General features: G+C 60.5%; 12 protein-coding genes and 1 pseudogene. 9 read left to right on the top strand and 4 right to left on the bottom strand.

Annotated elements, in window-relative coordinates:
- Nucleotides 1-99: 99 nt before the first annotated feature.
- On the top strand, nt 100-396 hold the full coding sequence (locus QM780_RS14040; RefSeq protein WP_415071073.1) for a BolA family protein: 297 nt from the start codon (nt 100-102) through the stop codon (nt 394-396).
- Nucleotides 397-403: 7 nt separating this feature from the next.
- Here QM780_RS14040 and QM780_RS14045 read toward each other — a convergent pair whose 3' ends face one another.
- Nucleotides 404-1,705, bottom strand: coding sequence for an HlyC/CorC family transporter (locus QM780_RS14045; RefSeq protein WP_415071074.1), 1,302 nt, complete (start codon nt 1,703-1,705; stop codon nt 404-406).
- 77 nt (nt 1,706-1,782) lie between these two features.
- Nucleotides 1,783-3,477: a 3-dehydroquinate synthase gene (aroB, locus tag QM780_RS14050; protein WP_415071075.1), complete on the bottom strand. Its 1,695-nt coding sequence runs from the start codon at nt 3,475-3,477 to the stop codon at nt 1,783-1,785.
- A 455-nt stretch (nt 3,478-3,932) separates the two neighbouring features.
- On the opposite strand from aroB, the gene QM780_RS14055 reads away from it, so the two are divergent.
- The 8 genes from QM780_RS14055 to QM780_RS14090 all read left to right on the top strand — a co-directional run bounded on the left by QM780_RS14055 (nt 3,933) and on the right by QM780_RS14090 (nt 13,418).
- Nucleotides 3,933-5,768, top strand: a complete 1,836-nt coding sequence (locus QM780_RS14055; RefSeq protein ID WP_415071076.1) for a hypothetical protein — start codon at nt 3,933-3,935, stop codon at nt 5,766-5,768.
- 7 nt (nt 5,769-5,775) lie between these two features.
- On the top strand, nt 5,776-6,708 hold the full coding sequence (locus tag QM780_RS14060) for a site-specific tyrosine recombinase XerD (protein WP_415071077.1): 933 nt from the start codon (nt 5,776-5,778) through the stop codon (nt 6,706-6,708).
- Nucleotides 6,709-6,886: 178 nt separating this feature from the next.
- The gene (locus QM780_RS14065) at nt 6,887-8,422 is read left to right on the top strand and encodes a peptide MFS transporter (protein WP_415071078.1); all 1,536 of its coding nucleotides are present in this window, start codon (nt 6,887-6,889) and stop codon (nt 8,420-8,422) included.
- Between the two features lie 159 nt (nt 8,423-8,581).
- The gene (locus QM780_RS14070) at nt 8,582-9,529 is read left to right on the top strand and encodes an acetyl-CoA carboxylase carboxyltransferase subunit alpha (RefSeq protein WP_415072046.1); all 948 of its coding nucleotides are present in this window, start codon (nt 8,582-8,584) and stop codon (nt 9,527-9,529) included.
- Between the two features lie 176 nt (nt 9,530-9,705).
- Complete coding sequence (locus QM780_RS14075; protein WP_415071079.1) at nt 9,706-10,671, top strand: L,D-transpeptidase family protein; 966 nt, start codon at nt 9,706-9,708, stop codon at nt 10,669-10,671.
- 51 nt (nt 10,672-10,722) lie between these two features.
- Nucleotides 10,723-11,592 carry a L,D-transpeptidase family protein gene (locus QM780_RS14080; RefSeq protein ID WP_415071080.1) on the top strand — a complete coding sequence of 290 codons (870 nt, stop codon included), beginning with the start codon at nt 10,723-10,725 and terminating at the stop codon, nt 11,590-11,592.
- Between the two features lie 114 nt (nt 11,593-11,706).
- Nucleotides 11,707-12,711, top strand: coding sequence for a L,D-transpeptidase family protein (locus QM780_RS14085; protein ID WP_415071081.1), 1,005 nt, complete (start codon nt 11,707-11,709; stop codon nt 12,709-12,711).
- A 128-nt stretch (nt 12,712-12,839) separates the two neighbouring features.
- The gene (locus tag QM780_RS14090) at nt 12,840-13,418 is read left to right on the top strand and encodes a TIGR00645 family protein (RefSeq protein ID WP_415071082.1); all 579 of its coding nucleotides are present in this window, start codon (nt 12,840-12,842) and stop codon (nt 13,416-13,418) included.
- A gap of 42 nt (nt 13,419-13,460) precedes the next feature.
- Here QM780_RS14090 and QM780_RS14095 read toward each other — a convergent pair whose 3' ends face one another.
- Both QM780_RS14095 and secA read right to left on the bottom strand, forming a co-directional pair.
- Entirely contained in the window at nt 13,461-13,670 is a 210-nt protein-coding gene (locus QM780_RS14095; RefSeq protein WP_415072047.1) for an SEC-C metal-binding domain-containing protein, read from the bottom strand.
- Nucleotides 13,649-16,412 (bottom strand): annotated as a pseudogene (secA, locus tag QM780_RS14100) (preprotein translocase subunit SecA); the annotation flags it as partial. The pseudogene secA and the gene QM780_RS14095, both read right to left, overlap by 22 nt.
- Between the last annotated feature and the right edge of the window lie 395 nt (nt 16,413-16,807).

Consider the following 16,807-nt stretch of genomic DNA (forward strand, 5'->3'; position numbering starts at 1 on the left):
ATTTCCGTCAGGACTGTGCAGTCAATCCATTAATAGGCTGTTTCCTTTTAAGGCCACATCACACCAAAGCAGCACGCTCGATCACGTTGGAAGAAAATCATGTCCGTAACGGGCCGACTTCGCGAAAAGCTGATGGTGGGACTGAAGCCGACACGGCTCGACGTCATCAACGAATCCGAGTTGCACGCAGGCCATCGTAATTCGCCGGGTACGGGCGAAAGCCACTTTAGAATTCTTATCGTTTCTGAGGCGTTTGCCGGAAAATCGCGCGTCGACCGACACCGGCTCGTCAATGAGTTGCTGAAAGATGAACTCGCGGGTGGAATTCATGCGCTCGCGCTGTCGACGATCGCACCCGGAGAGGCGCTTCCGAAGACTTCCATTTCGCACGGCTGAAACCGGTTCAGCGCGCCGACCGAGCCGGAGCCGATGCGACCGGAGGCCCTGACGCGAGCGGCTTGATGCGGATCGCCATGATCCGGTTGCGGCTCTTGCGCAAGATCTCGAACCTGTAGCCGTGGAAGGTGAAAACCTGACCGGGCTCGGGAATGGTCTGGGCTTCGTGGATGACGAGGCCGGCGACGGTGGTTGCCTCATCGTCGGGAAGATCCCAATCCAGATGGCGATTGAGGTCGCGAATTGCAACAGTGCCGTCGACATTGACGGTGCCGTCCGATTGCATCCGGATATGGCTATCGGGATTGTCATGCTCGTCGGTGATCTGGCCGACGATTTCTTCCAGAATGTCTTCAAGCGTAATCAGGCCCTGGACCTCGCCGTATTCGTCGACGACGAGGGCCATCTGCACTTTTTTCTTCAGGAACTGATTGAGCTGATCGCGCAGCGTCGTCGTATCGGGAACGAACCACGGTTCCGTTGCCGATTTCATGATGTCGAGCTTGTCGGGCTCCCAACCGTTGCGCGACAAGGCCAGCAGCAGGTCCTTGGTGTGGAGCACGCCGACGATGTTCTCCGGCTCGTCCTTCCACAACGGCATGCGGGTATATTGCGAGCGCATCAGCTGATCGAGAATCTTCGCCGGCGGATCGTCGATGTTGACGGTTTCCATCTTGGTGCGATGAACCATGATGTCGGCGACCTGCAGATCGCCGAGATCGAGCACGCCGCCCAGCATCTCCGCATCGCCTTTTGCGACCGTACCCTCCTTGGCCTGCAAATCGATGGTGCCGCGAATTTCCTCGTGGGCGGCCAGAATATTGGAGGCGTCGTCGGCCTTTCCCGGTGTCAGGATCAGGATGTGACGGACGACAAACTCGATCGCCTTCGTGAATGGGGTCAAAAGATAGATCAGCCATTGCATCGCCGGCGCGACGACCAGCGCAACGCGATCGGAATAGGCAAGGGCATAGGTCTTCGGCAGAACGGCCGCGAAGATGACGATCAGGATCGTAATGATAGCCGTGGCATAAGCGACGCCGACCTGGCCGTAGAGGTGGACGGCAATATTGGAGCCGAGCGCCGCAGCCAGCGTATCGACGAGCGTATTGCCGAGCAGGACTGTGCCGATCATCTTTTCGGGTCGCGACAGCACCCTATTGACGGTTTCAGCAGCGGTATTGCCGTCTTCCTCGAGCGCGTGCATGCGGGCCCGGGATGCTGCCGTCAGTGACGTTTCGCTGACGTTGAAGAAAGCCGACAAAACGATGAGCAAAAGGATGGCAACGAAGCTTATGACTATGGTCATCGGAGTAATTTGTTCGCTATTCCGCCCTGGGGAGGGCGCAATCTAGCACAGATCGGCGACGGGAAAGGAATATGCTGTCAGCGTTCGATTTCCCGCTTCAGGAATGCCAACACCGTGTCGGGGGCGATATCGCGCGTTACGAACGCCTGCCCGATGCCGCGCACGAGGATGAACGCGAGCTTTCCGGCCTTGACCTTCTTGTCCTGACCCATCAGCCGCAGAAGCTCAGCGGCATCGGCCTTTGCGCCGGGGATGTCGGCGATTTTGGTCGGAAGTCCCACGGCTTGCAGATGCGCGGTTACGCGCTCGCTGGTTCCGGACGGGCATAGTCCCAGCTCTTCGGAGAAGCGGAAGGCCTGGCACATTCCGATGGCGACGCCTTCGCCATGGAGCAGGCGATCGGAATAACCCGTCCATGCTTCGAGCGCATGACCGAACGTGTGGCCGAGATTGAGGAGTGCGCGGTCGCCGGTTTCAGTCTCGTCGCGCGCAACGATCGCGGCTTTGGCGGCGACACTTGTTTCGATGGCGGTCGTTAGCGTCGGGCCGTTGTTGCCGAACACGCCTTGCCAATGAGATTCGAGCCAAGAGAAGAAGTTCGCGTCACCCAGCAGCCCATATTTTGCGACCTCGGCATAGCCCGCTCGCATTTCGCGCGGCGGAAGCGTGGTCAGAACGGACGTATCGGCGATGACGAGGCTCGGCTGGTGGAAGACGCCGATGAGGTTCTTGCCTTGGGGCGTATTGATGCCCGTCTTGCCGCCAACCGAGCTGTCAACCTGGGCGAGGAGGGATGTCGGGATCTGAACGAAGCGGACGCCACGGCGCAAGATACCGGCGGCAAAGCCCGCCAAATCACCGATGACACCGCCACCGAACGGCAGCACGAGATCGCCCCGCTCAAGGCTGAGTTCCAGGAGCTTTTCTGAAAGCTCGGCGAGGTTGCGGAAACTCTTCGTCGCTTCCCCGGGCTTCATCACGACGGAACCAGCGAAGATGCCCTCGGCCTTGAGGCTCTCCTCAAGCGTTGCGAGATGATGACGGGCCACATTCTCGTCGGTGACGACGCCGCACTTCAACTGGCCGAAGCGGGCCTTGATGATGGCTCCCGCGTCGCGAAGAAGTCCGCGGGCGATCAGAACATCATAGGAGCGGTCGCCCAGTTCGACGCGAACGGTCCTCGACGGATTGGCGTCGAGCGACACCGGCGGAGCGCCGTCGACGCCCGTCGCTATTCGCGTGATGATTTCATTGACGATGGTGTCGTGGGGCTCGTCGCGGCTTTCGACTGTCATATCGGCTTCTGCGTAGATCGGATATCGCGCGTCAATCAGCTTCTTCATGGTGGCTTCCGGATTGCCCTCGCGCAGCAGCGGCCGGGTGTCGCGCTTGGTCACGCGCCGCATCAGTACGGGCAATTCGGCGCGGAGCCAGATCGAAAACGCGCCGTCCTTAATGCGCTGACGGGTTTCGGGATGGATGAAGGCGCCGCCGCCCGTCGCCAGAACCTGCGGACCGTTGCCGAGAAGCCGAGCGATAACCTTGCGCTCACCGTCACGGAAGTGCGCCTCGCCGTGGTCGGCAAAAATTTCGTTGATGGTCTTGGCGGCGGCACGTTCGATTTCTTCATCGGCGTCGATGAACGGCAGATTGAGCTTGAATGCCAAACGCTTGCCGACAGATGACTTGCCGCAGCCCATCAGGCCGACCAGCACGATCGGCCGTCTGGCGATGCGTTTTTTTGCGAGGTCGATCGCTTCCGCTTCGGTCATGGGATCTCAGCGCCGACAGGTCCGGCGAATCGGTTAGTTTCGGGCGGTAGGCCTCGTGGCGGAATGGTCATATGGGCGCCCTCATGCCACGAACCAAAATCGTTCGCAAACTCGAACCCTGCCCAATATTCATGCCGGTGCAGAGCCCGACGCTCTTTCGACGTCTGGGGGGTTCCGTTCAAATGGCGAAGCGAGTCATAATCGCGCCATCAAGGGTGCTCACCTAAAAGGCCGGGACGGGGAGAAAATGCCGAGCCTTTTCCGGCTATTGTTTGTACTTTGTGCACTTGCCGCTGCAGTTTTCGGTGGCCTTTACGTGCTGGCCACCCGGTTCGAGCCTGAGCAACAGACGATCAGCAAGCCCGTCCAAGGCGTGAAAATCCGGCGGTGAAGCTATGGTGCATACACACCGAAACCTGAGGGCGGTAGCGCAGCGCCTTTTATTTGCGGGGCTGATGCCGGTTATCATCGGTACTTCGTCGCTGCCTGCGATGGCGCAAGATCCTTCGGGCGACAGTTCCTACAGTGCGCCAGCCACAACGAACCGGAAGCGGCCCGTCCACGACGACGCCTATTCGCCCCCTCCCGACAAAAGAAGCTATCTGCAGCCCCTCGGCGCTCCGGCGGGTGGCGGCGACGATATGTGGGCGCAGCCATCGGGGGGCGGCGCAGCGTCAGGTGCAAGCAAGCGCTTTCCGTCGAGCCCCGGCGATTCCGTCATGCGAGACACAATTCCTCCCGCCGTCGACAAGGGCGACCTCGCGCCGGTGATGTCGGGAGACGGTTCCGGCCTTCCCTACGAGCTGTGGGGAGGCATGGACGTCGGATCGCTCGAAAAGCTGATCGCAACGATCGAAATTCCACCGCGTTCGCCGGCGCTGCATGGACTCTGGAAGAAGCTCATCACGTCGCAAACGGGCGATCAATCGAACAGCAGCTTTACGGCGCTGCGACTCGAAGCGCTCTATCGATCGGGGCTTGCACGTGAAGCCGCCGCCGAATTCGCAAAACAGCCGCCGGGCGATAATCCGCTGCTCGTGACGCTTGAAGCCCGCAATGAGCTTGCGGCGGGGCATGCCGACAAAGCCTGCGAACTGGTTTCGCGCTCCGCCACGCTGAAAGGCGCCATTCCGGCACGGCTCAAGGGCCAAGTCATCTTGATGGCCGGGTATTGCTCTGCATCGCAGGGCGATAAATCCGCGGCCGGTTTGGCTGCCGACATGGCGCGCGAGGAAGGCGTCGAAACCTCGCCCGGGCTTGAGGCGCTCGATGCTTTCTCGATCGGCTCGAAGCCGCGCTTCACGCAAACGAAACAGATCACACTTCTCGATTACCGGATCGCAGAGCGGGTCGGAGGGCTACCGCACAAGCTCGTGCTGGAGAAAGGCGAGCCGGCCCTTCTTGTCTCGCTCGCGACCGACCATTCCACACCCGTTGATCTCGGGCTTCCCGCGACCGAAGCCGCCGCGCGCCTCAATGCCCTGACGCCGCAAATGCTTGCCGGCATCTATCGCGTCAACGCGCCCCAAGTCGCCGCCGACGAGCTTTTGAACGGCGGTGGTCCGAAAGGAGTTCTGCGTCGCGCCGCGCTTTTCAAGGCTGCGGAAGAGGAACACACGCCGATGCGCAAAGCGCGGCTCATTCGCGCCTTTCTTGACGACGTCAAGCGCGAAGGTCTGGGCATGATCGGCGCGCAAATGATCTCGCAGGCGACCGCAGATCTTCAACCGGCGCCCGAGGTCGGCTGGTTCGCCGAAACGGGCGTCGAGATCGGTTTGGCTTCGGGCCGTTTCGACATGGCGCGACGGTGGATTCAGATTGCCGACCAGGACGGCGGTCCGGCGCTCGGCCATTGGAGCGCACTCATCGACATTGCCGATCCGAATGCGCCGGATCGCGGCCAGAGCTTTGCGGAACTCGAAAATTATGCCTCGAGCGGACGGTTTCCGCCGGTGGCGCTCTACCGGCTGACCACGGTCATGGAGGCGCTCGACTATCTCGTCCCCATTCCGCTTTGGGATGCCGCGAATAAGGTCACTCAACCGACCTCCGGATACCTGCCCGAGACCGGAGTGCTGACCGAGCTGCAGGTCGCGTCGAAGAAGCAGGAATTCGGACGAACCGTTTTGCTGGTCATGAAAGCGCTCGGACCAAACGGCGCCGCCGACGCGAATCTGATCGCGCTCGGAGATAGCATCCGCGCCTTGAAGCGCGCCGGGCTCGAAGCCGATGCGCGGCGACTCGGACTCGAAGCGGTCCTACCGACCTGGCCGCGCACGGAAACGAACTGAGGGCGTGATGACGTCTGCCGCGGGGCGCAACGATCATGTCGCGGATTTTCTCGCCATGCTTTCGGCCGAGCGGGGCGCATCGGCCAATACGATCGAAGCTTACGCAGCGGACCTTGACGGCTATCTCGGGTTCCTCGTGACGAAAGGCATCGCACCGGCAGATGCGGTTGCCGATAACGTTCTGGACTATCTCGGGCTGCTCGCGAGCGAAGGGCAAGCGCCCACATCGCGGGCGCGGCGTCTGTCGGCGATCAAACAATTCTACCGGTTCCTTGTTGCGGAAGACGTCGTCTCCGACGATCCTACGGCAGGGCTGCAGGGTCCCAAAAAGCGGCGTGCGCTTCCTAAAGTCTTGAGTGTCGACGAGGTCGACCGTTTGCTGACGGCGTCGGAAAAGCAATGCGAAGGCCAGGAAGGACGGGCGTTGTTCCGCGCCCTGCGATTCCACTGCCTGCTCGAACTGCTTTACGCCACGGGGATGCGCGTCTCGGAACTCGTTGGGCTGCCGAGAAGCGTGCTCCGCGGCGACACGCGCGTTCTCACAATCAAGGGTAAGGGCGGCCGAGAGCGCATGGTTCCGCTCAACTCCAAGGCGCGGGCCGCATTAGATGCTTTTCTCGGAGTTTCCGGGCGCTTTGACAATTCGGAATGGCTGTTTCCGTCTAACGCGGCGCTCGGGCACGTGACGCGTCAGGGTTTCGCGCTGGATCTGAAAGAAATTGCCATGGCGGCAAAAATTTCGCCCGAGCGCGTATCCCCTCACGTGCTGCGCCATGCGTTTGCGAGCCACCTTCTGGACCGTGGCGCAGATTTGCGTGCAGTTCAGCAACTCTTGGGTCATGCTGACATTTCGACGACGGAGATCTATACGCATGTGTTGCAGGAACGGTTGAAGGCGCTCGTCCAGGCGCATCACCCGCTTGCCAAGAACAAAACGTAACGCGCGCCACGGTTTTCGGACCTTAAGGCGCCGGCGCGAAGGGAGCAGCCAAGCGCGACAACTTCTTCTTTCCGAGGAACGAGAATGTCAGGAGACCACGAGTATCCTATAAACGCTGCCCGCAAGCTGCCACGGCGCGGCCAACGGACGTCTGCATGACCGGCGATAAAGGCGCGTAATGTCGTCTCAGGACAGCCAAGAGCAAGCCACTCACGGATTCATGGCGTCGATCGCGTCGAATGCCCGTGGCGCCTGGCTCGGCCTCGGTGCACATCCGCGCGGGCTTTCGACGCTCTATTTCACCGAGCTTTGGGAACGATTTTCCTACTATGGGATGCGGGCGCTGCTCGTCCTCTTCATGGTCGCGCCAGTGGCGCAAGGGGGGCTGGGCTTCGCGACGCCGACCGCCGGAAGCATCTACGGCACCTACGGCATGGCCGTTTATCTGTTGGCGCTCCCCGGCGGCTTCATCGCTGATCGGATCATCGGAGCGAAACGGAGCGTTCTGTTCGGCGGCATGCTGATCGCAGCGGGGCATTATTCGCTGGCGTGGCCATCGATGCCGACGTTCTATTTCGGACTTATTCTTATCGCCGTCGGTACTGGGCTCTTCAAACCAAATATCTCGGCTTTGGTCGGGGCGCTCTATGACCGGGACGACAACAGACGCGATGCCGGATTTTCACTGTTCTACATGGGCATCAACGTCGGCGCATTCCTGGCGCCGCTCGTCACCGGATTTCTCGCGCAAAGCGATACCTTCAAGTCCTGGCTTTCCGCCGCCGGCTTCGACCCGATGCAAAGCTGGCATTGGGGCTTCGGCGCGGCGGGAGTTGGCATGACGATCTCGATGGTGCTTTTTGCCCGCAACATGCGCCATCTCAGAGACCATGAAGGCTTGCAACAGGAACCGTCATCGTCATTTCCGCGGCAAGCGGCTTACATGGCGGCGGTGACGATCGGGCTGCTTTCCTTGGCGCTGCTGTCCGACGTCAACGGCTTCCGATGGCTGCGGTGGCTTTTCGTTGTCTTGCCGTTGATGGGCATCGCTTATGGCGCGACACGACAAAGCCCAGATGCGCGGCGCATGGCGGCCGTCGGCGTCTACTTCCTCGCTGCGATGGTGTTCTGGGCGATCTTCGAGCAAGCGGGCACGACGCTATCTTTGTTCGCCGATACTCTGACGCGGAACGAGGTGCTTGGGATGCCGTTCCCATCGTCGTGGTTCCAATCCGCCAATCCTATCTTCGTCATTATGTTGACCCCGCTATTTGCGGCGCTGTGGTTGAAGCTCGGCAATCACCAGCCGACCTCGCCCGTCAAATTCGGCCTCGGACTGACGTTTCTCGCCGCTTCCTTTCTACTGATGGTGCCTGCTGCCAATCTGGCTTCGGATGGACGGGTGTCTCCGCTTTGGCTGCTTGGCCTTTATTTTCTTTTCACGGTCGGCGAGCTGATGCTGAGCCCGGTCGGACTTTCGACAATGACGCGGATCGCGCCGCAACGCATGTCGGGGCAGGTACTCGGGCTTTGGTTCCTCGCGACGGCATTCGGCGACAAGCTTGCAGGCGACATCGGCGGCGCCTTCACGACGAGCGACCCCGATGCGCTCGCCCTTTCGTTCCTGGCCCAGGCCGGGCTTGTGGCGGTGGCGGCGGCGCTTATGTTTGCGGTCGCCCCGATCGTCAGACGGCTGTCGGAAGGCGAAAGTTAAGCATTCGCGAGGTCCACCGGTCCGAAGCGCCCGGCGGGAGGGTCTGTCGCCTTGACACCCGCAGCCAGCCGTGGCGAATGTCGCGCGTGAAACGGCTACGGCCGCACGCTTCAGTTGCACAGCCAGGAAAGCCAAAGCTCTGTGAACGCCACCACCGCACTGCGTACATATCTCGACTTCGAGAAGCCCATTCTCGAACTCGAAAACAAGGTTGCAGAACTGAAGGCCCTACAGACTGAGGGCAAAGGTCCGCAGATTGCGGACGAGATCACGAAGCTTGAGCAGAAGGCGAAAGCCGCGCTTGCTGACACCTATGCTAAACTGACGCCGTGGCAGAAGACGCTCGTCGCCCGCCATCCGGAACGTCCGCACGCGCTCGATTTCATCGGCGGCCTGATCGAGGATTTCACGCCGCTCGCCGGGGACCGCTATTTCGCGGAAGATGAAGCGATCGTCGGCGGCATCGGGAAATTCCGCAACCGCTCGGTCGTCGTTCTCGGGCACGAGAAGGGTGCGGACACCGAGCAGCGCATCAAGCACAACTTCGGAATGGCGCGTCCGGAGGGCTACCGAAAGGCCGTGCGTCTGATGGAGCTGGCAGATCGCTTCAATCTGCCGATCATCACGTTCGTCGATACGCCCGGCGCTTATCCGGGCATCGGGGCGGAAGAACGTGGCCAGGCCGAGGCCATCGCACGATCGACCGAATGCTGCCTGAGGCTCGGCGTGCCGATCGTCGCCGTCATTGTCGGCGAGGGCGGCTCGGGCGGCGCAATCGCGATTGCGACGGCGAACCGTATTCTTATGCTCGAACATGCCATCTACTCGGTCATCTCGCCGGAAGGTGCCGCTTCGATCATCTGGCGCGACAGCAACAAGAAGGAAGAAGCCGCGACCGCCATGAAGATCACGGCCCAGGATCTCGATCAGCTGGGTGTTATCGACGGCATTGTGAAAGAGCCGACGGGGGGCGCGCATCGCGATCGCGAATCGGTGATCATCGGCACCGGCAATGCGATTGCGAGGATGCTGTCGGAGTTCGATGGAAAGTCGCCCGATGAAATTCGCGCCCAGCGCCACGAACGTTTTCTGTCGATCGGCCGTTGAGGCCTGGGGCCTTTCAGCAACGCTGATGCCTCGCCGCTCGCGCGCCGCATTTTGACACGATACTTGAGTTGACTGGGAGCTGTTTGAATCTCAGTTAGTGCGGTGAGTTTAGTGTGTCATTCGTCCGCCAGCCTCGCGGAACGGGGAAAATCTAACGGTACGGGAACGACGTATTGGTGGGGACCTACACTGGCTCGTCATTTTGGGCAGCCGTCCGGCGCGCCTTTTCGGTGGCCGCTGCCGGGCTGATGCTGGCTGCGTGCTCGAACACGCCAACAATTCCGCCGCCCGCCGACGTGCCGCTCGCCAAAGAAACGCTGACATCGCTCGCCAAGAAGGGCATGCAGCCCGCCTCACCGATTTTCATCAGGATTTTCAAAGAAGAATCCGAGCTTGAAATCTGGAAGCAACGCGACGACGGGCGCTTCTATCATTTCAAGACTTATCCGATCTGCAATTGGTCGGGCGAAATCGGCCCAAAGCAGAACTATGGCGACCGGCAGGCGCCTGAGGGCTTCTACACCATCACGCCCGCGCTGATGAACCCGAACTCCAAGTATTATCTGTCGTTCAATCTCGGGTATCCCAACGCCTACGACAAATCGTGGGGCCGCACGGGCGATTCCGTCATGGTGCATGGCAATTGCCGGTCGGCAGGCTGCTACGCGATGACGGATGCGCTGATGGAAGAGATTTACGGCTTAGCACGCGAATCGCTCAAAGCCGGGCAGCCGAGCTTCCAGCTCCACGCTTATCCATTCCGGATGACCAATGCGCGCATGGCGCGCGAGAAGAACAACAGGTGGTACGGCTTCTGGAAAACGATGAAACAGGGCTACGACTACTTCGAGACATATCGCATCCCGCCGAGTGTGACGGTTTGCGAACGGCGCTATGTCGTCGACACGGTGGCTCGCAGCCGTCCTGATCCGGCGGGTGCTTGTCCGCCGCTCGCGCGACCTATCGTGACTGCATTTAAACCGCTGCCCGAGCCCGGCGAAACCGAGGTCGCGAACGGCAACAAATTGAAGGGCATCACCGACCCCGATAACGAGCCGACGCTCGCAGACATCGAAAAGGCCAAACGGCAACAGAGCGTGCAATCGGCCATTGCCTCGTCGCCCGTCGCAAATGCAAACTGAGCCCGCGGCCGTGCGTTAGATGAGCAAATAACAAGCGCAAGCGAGCCCATAGTGTCGAGATTGCCAAAACGGTCGGCGTTTCGAGCCCTGCTGATAACCGCGGCGTTGTTTGCACTCGGCGCGGCGGCAGTCGTGACGTTGCCAAGGTGGCTGCCGTTATTGCCCGACGGCGACCGTGCGCTGATCAAATTCGAACGAAGCCAGCGTCAGATGCGATGGAGCTTCGGGTTGCCGATGCCGGGCGAGCCCGACCTTTCGCGCTTGCCTGAACGTCTGGAGAAAGCTCACCTCAAAGAGGGTTCGCCGATCCTTGTCAGGATCTTCAAGAGTGAATTCGAGCTTGAGCTTTGGATGCAGCGCGACGGCGTCTTCCATCGGTTCGCGACGTATCCGATCTGCCGGTGGTCAGGACGCATCGGTCCGAAATTCCGTGAAGGCGACGTCCAGGCCCCCGAGGGCTTCTACACGGTCAACTCGAGCGCGCTCAATCCCAACAGCCGGTGGTACCGGTCATTCAATCTCGGCTATCCCAACGCGTTCGATCGCGCTCATGGGCGGACGGGTTCGCTGATCATGGTTCACGGCGGCTGCGCCTCGATCGGCTGTTTCGCGATGACGAACGCGCAGATGCAGGAGATCTGGCAGCTGGTGACGGCGGCGCTTCAGGGCGGACAGAAGCGGTTCCAGGTGCAGGTCTATCCGTTCCGGATGTCTTCCGACCGGATGGCGCGATATGCCAGCAGTCCAAACGCCGGTTTTTGGAACAACCTCAAAGCGGGCAATGATCTTTTCGAAGCGAGCGGATTAGCCCCCAAGGTCAGCGTCTGTGGCGGGGAATACCGGTTCGAGGCGGGAGAGAGGGGCGCAGCGGGTGCCGATCCGATAGACGACAAGTGCGCGGGGGAGGCCGCCAAAAGCTAGCTCATCGCAAGCGCGCTTATCCGTACGAGTGTTCCGAAAAAGTCACTTAGAATTGGCACGCGACAGGCGATAATGTGCGGGTCGCGCAGGAGCAGAATCCCGGTCGCAAATTCCATGCTGTCGTTCGATATTTCGCGTCTCAGGCTTGTCGCGGCGATGATGTTCTGCCTCATCGCCGATACGCGCGCGCAGGCGCTGACGATCGAGTTGAAGGACGTGGCGCCTGATCGGGTCGAGCGCCAGCGCGCCGCAGCGACCGGAGCGCTGCCCTTGCCCGGCACCCCGAACGTCGCCGTGCTGCAGGAGCGGTTGCGTGAAAAGGGCGTCACGCTCGCCTCGCCCATTCTCATCCGCATCTTCAAGGCCGAATCCGAACTCGAAATCTGGAAGCAGAAAGAGACGGGTGGGCCGTTCATTCTGTTTGCGACCTATCCCATCTGCCATTGGTCGGGCACTCTCGGCCCAAAGCTGCGCGACGGCGACCGGCAAGCGCCGGAAGGCTTCTACACGGTATCGCGCGCGCAGGCGCGCCATGTCGGCCGATGGCCGATTTCGATCGATATCGGTTATCCGAACGTCCTCGACCAATCGCACGCACGGACGGGCTCGGATATTCTGATACATGGCGGCTGTTCGTCGGTCGGCTGCTTTGCAATGACCAATCCGGTGTCGGAAGAAATCCATCAGCTGACGCTTGCGGCAATCGACTCGGGAGAAGAGCTCGTACCGGTGCAGGTTCTTCCCTTCCGGATGACGAACGAAAACATGCTGGCCCAGAGCGCGTCGCCCTGGAGGTCGTTCTGGACCAATCTGAAGGAAGGCTACGATCTGTTCGAGCGGACAAAGCGGCCACCGATGATCGGTGTATGCAGCGGCCGTTATATCTTCAGCGAAACGCCGGCGGCGGCGCTTCCGGGCGCGTTCGATGTCTGCGGCCCGACGCTTGCGTCGATCCGTGAGCAGGACCAATGGCTGAATAACGTGCCCGCACCGAACGCCGTGCTAGCGAAGCCCGAAACGCAAACCGCCGAATCCAAGACCGCCCCGATACCTCAGATCCAGACGAGCCTCGAAAGCGAGACCCCGCCTCCGATGTTTTCCTGGCCTCTTATCCGGTAGCGGAAGCGAGTCTTGTGCGCAGCCACCGATAGTCCACTTATGCCATCACCGCGCGGTCCTAGCGGCGCCCGACGCCAGTTGCTAGGCTGAGGATTGCAGTCCCCATCAACGGAGCAAGGATCACCTGAATGGCCGAGAAGACCATTTTGAAGCGCGTCGAATACTTCATGGAGAACTTGCTGTTCAGCGCGCGCTGGCTGCTGGCGCCGTTTTATTTCGGACTGGCGATCTCCCTTTTCATTCTTCTGATCAAGTTCATCATGGAGCTTCTGCATCTCGCGGAAGGCGCGTTCACGTCGACCGAATCGGATGTGATCCTCGGGCTTTTAACGCTGGTCGACCTGACGCTGACAGGATCGCTGCTGATCATCGTGATCTTCTCGGGCTATGAGAACTTCGTGTCGCGGATGGATCATTCGACCCATGGCGATCGCCCGGAGTGGATGGGCACGATCGATTTTTCGGCATTGAAGCTCAAGATGCTGTCATCGATCGTCGCGATTTCGGCCGTGCAGCTTTTGCGTCAGTTCATGGCGCTTGGGACCGTGACGCCGGAACGCGAGAAAGAACTGTTCTGGCTGGTCATCATCCATTTGGTGTTCGTCGTCTCAAGCGTATTGCTGGCGCTATCCGATCGCATCGCGGGCGGCGCGCATGGCCACGCCGGCGAAGCGCCGGAAAACGCCGGCAAGACGAACGGACATTGATAGTTCGATGAAAGCGCGGGCAAAGACGGACTGATCGCGCGATCAGTCCATCTTGCCGTGGCAGTGCTTGTATTTCTTGCCTGAGCCGCACGGGCAAAGGGCGTTGCGCGAGACGCGACCCCAGGTGGCGGGATCGTTCGGATCGACGGCACCCTCGGCGCGGCGGCTTTGCAGCGGCGCACGCTTTTCAGGCTCGGGCGGGGTGTTGCGACGGGCACGGGCGCCCGCGATTGCAGCGTCCGCCAGCGCCAGCTCGGGATCGGGCTCGAACTCGTCATAGCCCGTCGTGGCGTCGACGTGATGCGCCTCCATCGGCGGCAGATCGATAGGTTGCAGCAGCGGCTGGTCCTCTGGCGGTGCCAGCTCGACGTGCATCATCTGGCCCGTGACGTTTTCGCGAAGACGGCCGAGCATATTTTCGAACAGAATAAACGCCTCGGACTTGTATTCGTTCAGCGGGTCGCGTTGACCGTAGGCGCGGAAGCCGATCACCTGACGCAAATGCTCGAGCGTAACGAGGTGCTCGCGCCAGAGATGATCGAGGGTTTGCAGCAGAACCATCTTCTCGATCTGGCGATAGAGATCTGGTCCGAGTTCCTTGGTCTTGGCTTCGACCTTGGCATCGACCGCTGCCTTGATGCGCTCGCGAATTTCTTCGTCGGCGATGCCTTCTTCGGCCGCCCACGCTTCGATCGGCAGATCGAGGGCGAAGACGCCGTTGATCTGTTCGGTCAGGCCCTTGACGTCCCACTGCTCGGCATAGGCGGCGGGCGGGATGAAGCGCGTGACCAGCTCATCGATCAGTTCGTTGCGCAGCTCGACGACCGTCTCGGAAACATCTTCCTGGCCCATGATGTCGAGACGCTGCTCGAAGATGACCTTGCGTTGGTCATTCATCACATCGTCGTACTTCAGGATCTGCTTACGGATGTCGAAGTTGCGCTGCTCGACCTTCTTCTGCGCGGTTTCGAGCGACTTGTTCATCCAGGGATGCGTGATCGCCTCGCCTTCCTTCAGGCCCAGCGTCTGCAGCACCTTGTCCATGCGCTGCGAGCCGAAGATGCGCATCAGGTCGTCATCGAGCGCAAGATAGAACTTCGAACGGCCTGGATCGCCCTGACGGCCCGAGCGGCCGCGCAGCTGATTGTCGATGCGGCGGCTTTCGTGCCGCTCGGTGGCGAGAACGTAGAGGCCGCCGGCTTCCAGCGCCTTCTTCTTCTTGTCGGCGACATCGGCAACGAGTTCAGCGCGTTTTGCGGAAATCGCAGACTCGTCCGGAGGCGTACCCTTCTCGGTTTCCTCGCCGATCCAATCGCGCAGGCGGAATTCGGCGTTGCCGCCGAGCTGAATGTCGGTACCGCGGCCCGCCATGTTGGTGGCGATCGTCACCGCGCCGGGCTGGCCGGCCTGGGCGACGATGTTGGCTTCCTGCTCGTGATAGCGGGCGTTCAGCACCTGATGCGGAATCGGATATGCGTTGCCCTTGGCGTCGTTGGCGAGCTTCGAGAGCAGCGCGGCCATATCCGTCAAATGCTTGCGAAGCTCTTCCTCCTTGCCCGGCTTGATGGCGGCAGCCTGCTCGTCAAGCTGGCGGGCGAGATCCTTGATGTACTTCTTATCCTTCAGAAGCTCGGAGAGCTGCTCGGAGCGCTCGATCGAGGTGGTTCCAACGAGGATCGGCTGGCCACGGCTCTTGGCTTCGGCGATCGACTGCACGATGGCGGCGAGCTTCTCGCGCTGCGTGCGATAGATTTCATCGTCCTCATCGATACGGCTGACGGGAAGATTTGTCGGAATCTCGATGACTTCGAGGCCGTAGATATCGAGGAACTCGCTGGCTTCGGTCATGGCCGTGCCGGTCATGCCGGCGAGCTTCTTGTAGAGGCGGAAGTAATTCTGGAACGTGATCGAGGCTAGCGTCTGGTTCTCGGGCTGGACCTCGACGTGCTCCTTGGCTTCGAGAGCCTGGTGCAGACCTTCCGAATAGCGCCGTCCCGGCATCATGCGGCCGGTGAACTCGTCGATGATGACGACCTGTCCGCCTTTGACGATGTAATCCTTGTCGCGCTGGAAAAGCTTATGAGCCTTCAACGCCTGCGTCAGGTGGTGAACGATCGTGACGTTGTCGATATCGTAGAGCGTGCCCTTCAGGAGCCCGGCGGCTTCGAGAGTGCGTTCCATTTTTTCGTTGCCGGCTTCGGTGAAAGAAACCTGACGCTGTTTTTCATCAAGCTCGAAGTCTTCGGGCGCGACGATCTTCATCATCTCGTCGATCTGCTGATAAAGATCGGCGCGATCTTCGAGCGGACCGGAAATGATGAGCGGTGTGCGCGCCTCGTCGATCAGGATCGAGTCGACTTCGTCAACGATGGCGTAGGCATGTCCACGCTGCACCATCTCGGGATAGTGCATCTTCATGTTGTCGCGAAGATAGTCGAAGCCAAGTTCATTGTTGGTGCCGTAGGTCACATCGCAGGCGTACGCGGCCTTGCGGTCTTCATCCGACATATCATGGATGATGACGCCGACCGTCAGTCCGAGGAAGCGATAGACCTGGCCCATCCATTCGGCGTCGCGTTTGGCAAGGTAGTCGTTGACGGTGACGACGTGGACGCCCTTGCCGGTGAGGGCGTTGAGATAAACGGGAAGTGTGGCGACGAGGGTTTTACCTTCGCCGGTTTTCATTTCGGCGATGTCACCCTGATGAAGGACCATGCCGCCGATAAGCTGGACATCGAAGTGGCGCTGACCGAGCGTGCGCTTGGCCGCTTCGCGGACGGTGGCGAAAGCGGGAACCAGCAGATCGTCGATCGAGGTCCCTTCAGCGAGCTGCTTGCGGAAGGTCTCGGTGCGCGCGCGCAATTCTTCGTCTGAGAGATTCTGAACTTCCGCTTCAAGGGCATTGATCGCGGCGACACGCGAACGAAAGCCTCTCACCCGCCGTTCATTGGAAGAGCCGAAGATTTTCGAAGCGATGTTTCCGAACGACAGCATCTCTAAGTTCCGTCCCTACAAAATCCGTATGGCCGCGCGTCAGCACGGCGTTTTCAAGCTTCATGCGCCGGGAAGCGTTCAGCAAAAAATGCGCGGCAAGGGCCTCCCCGCCACGCCTGCATTCGCGTTCCCTCGGCGCTGTCAATTGCGCGGTCAGTACGGGCCTTGAGGCCCGGTCCGAATTAAGCGGACACATAAGAACTCGCCCCCCTGACTGTCAATGTTTTGCCGGGGGCGGCCAAGGAAGGTGATTTTTGGGCAATGGCCAAGAATTAACTTGGTTTTCGGCCGTCATGCCGCTATCGAGGCGCGCTTGTTGGCCGCCAGTGTGCGGATACGCCGTCGTGCCTGAATAAGCGGTGATACGGCCATTATTTCCGACCTAAACCCCGAAG

It is taken from the genome of Hyphomicrobium sp. (assembly GCF_047600905.1).
GTDB lineage: Bacteria > Pseudomonadota > Alphaproteobacteria > Rhizobiales > Hyphomicrobiaceae > Hyphomicrobium_B.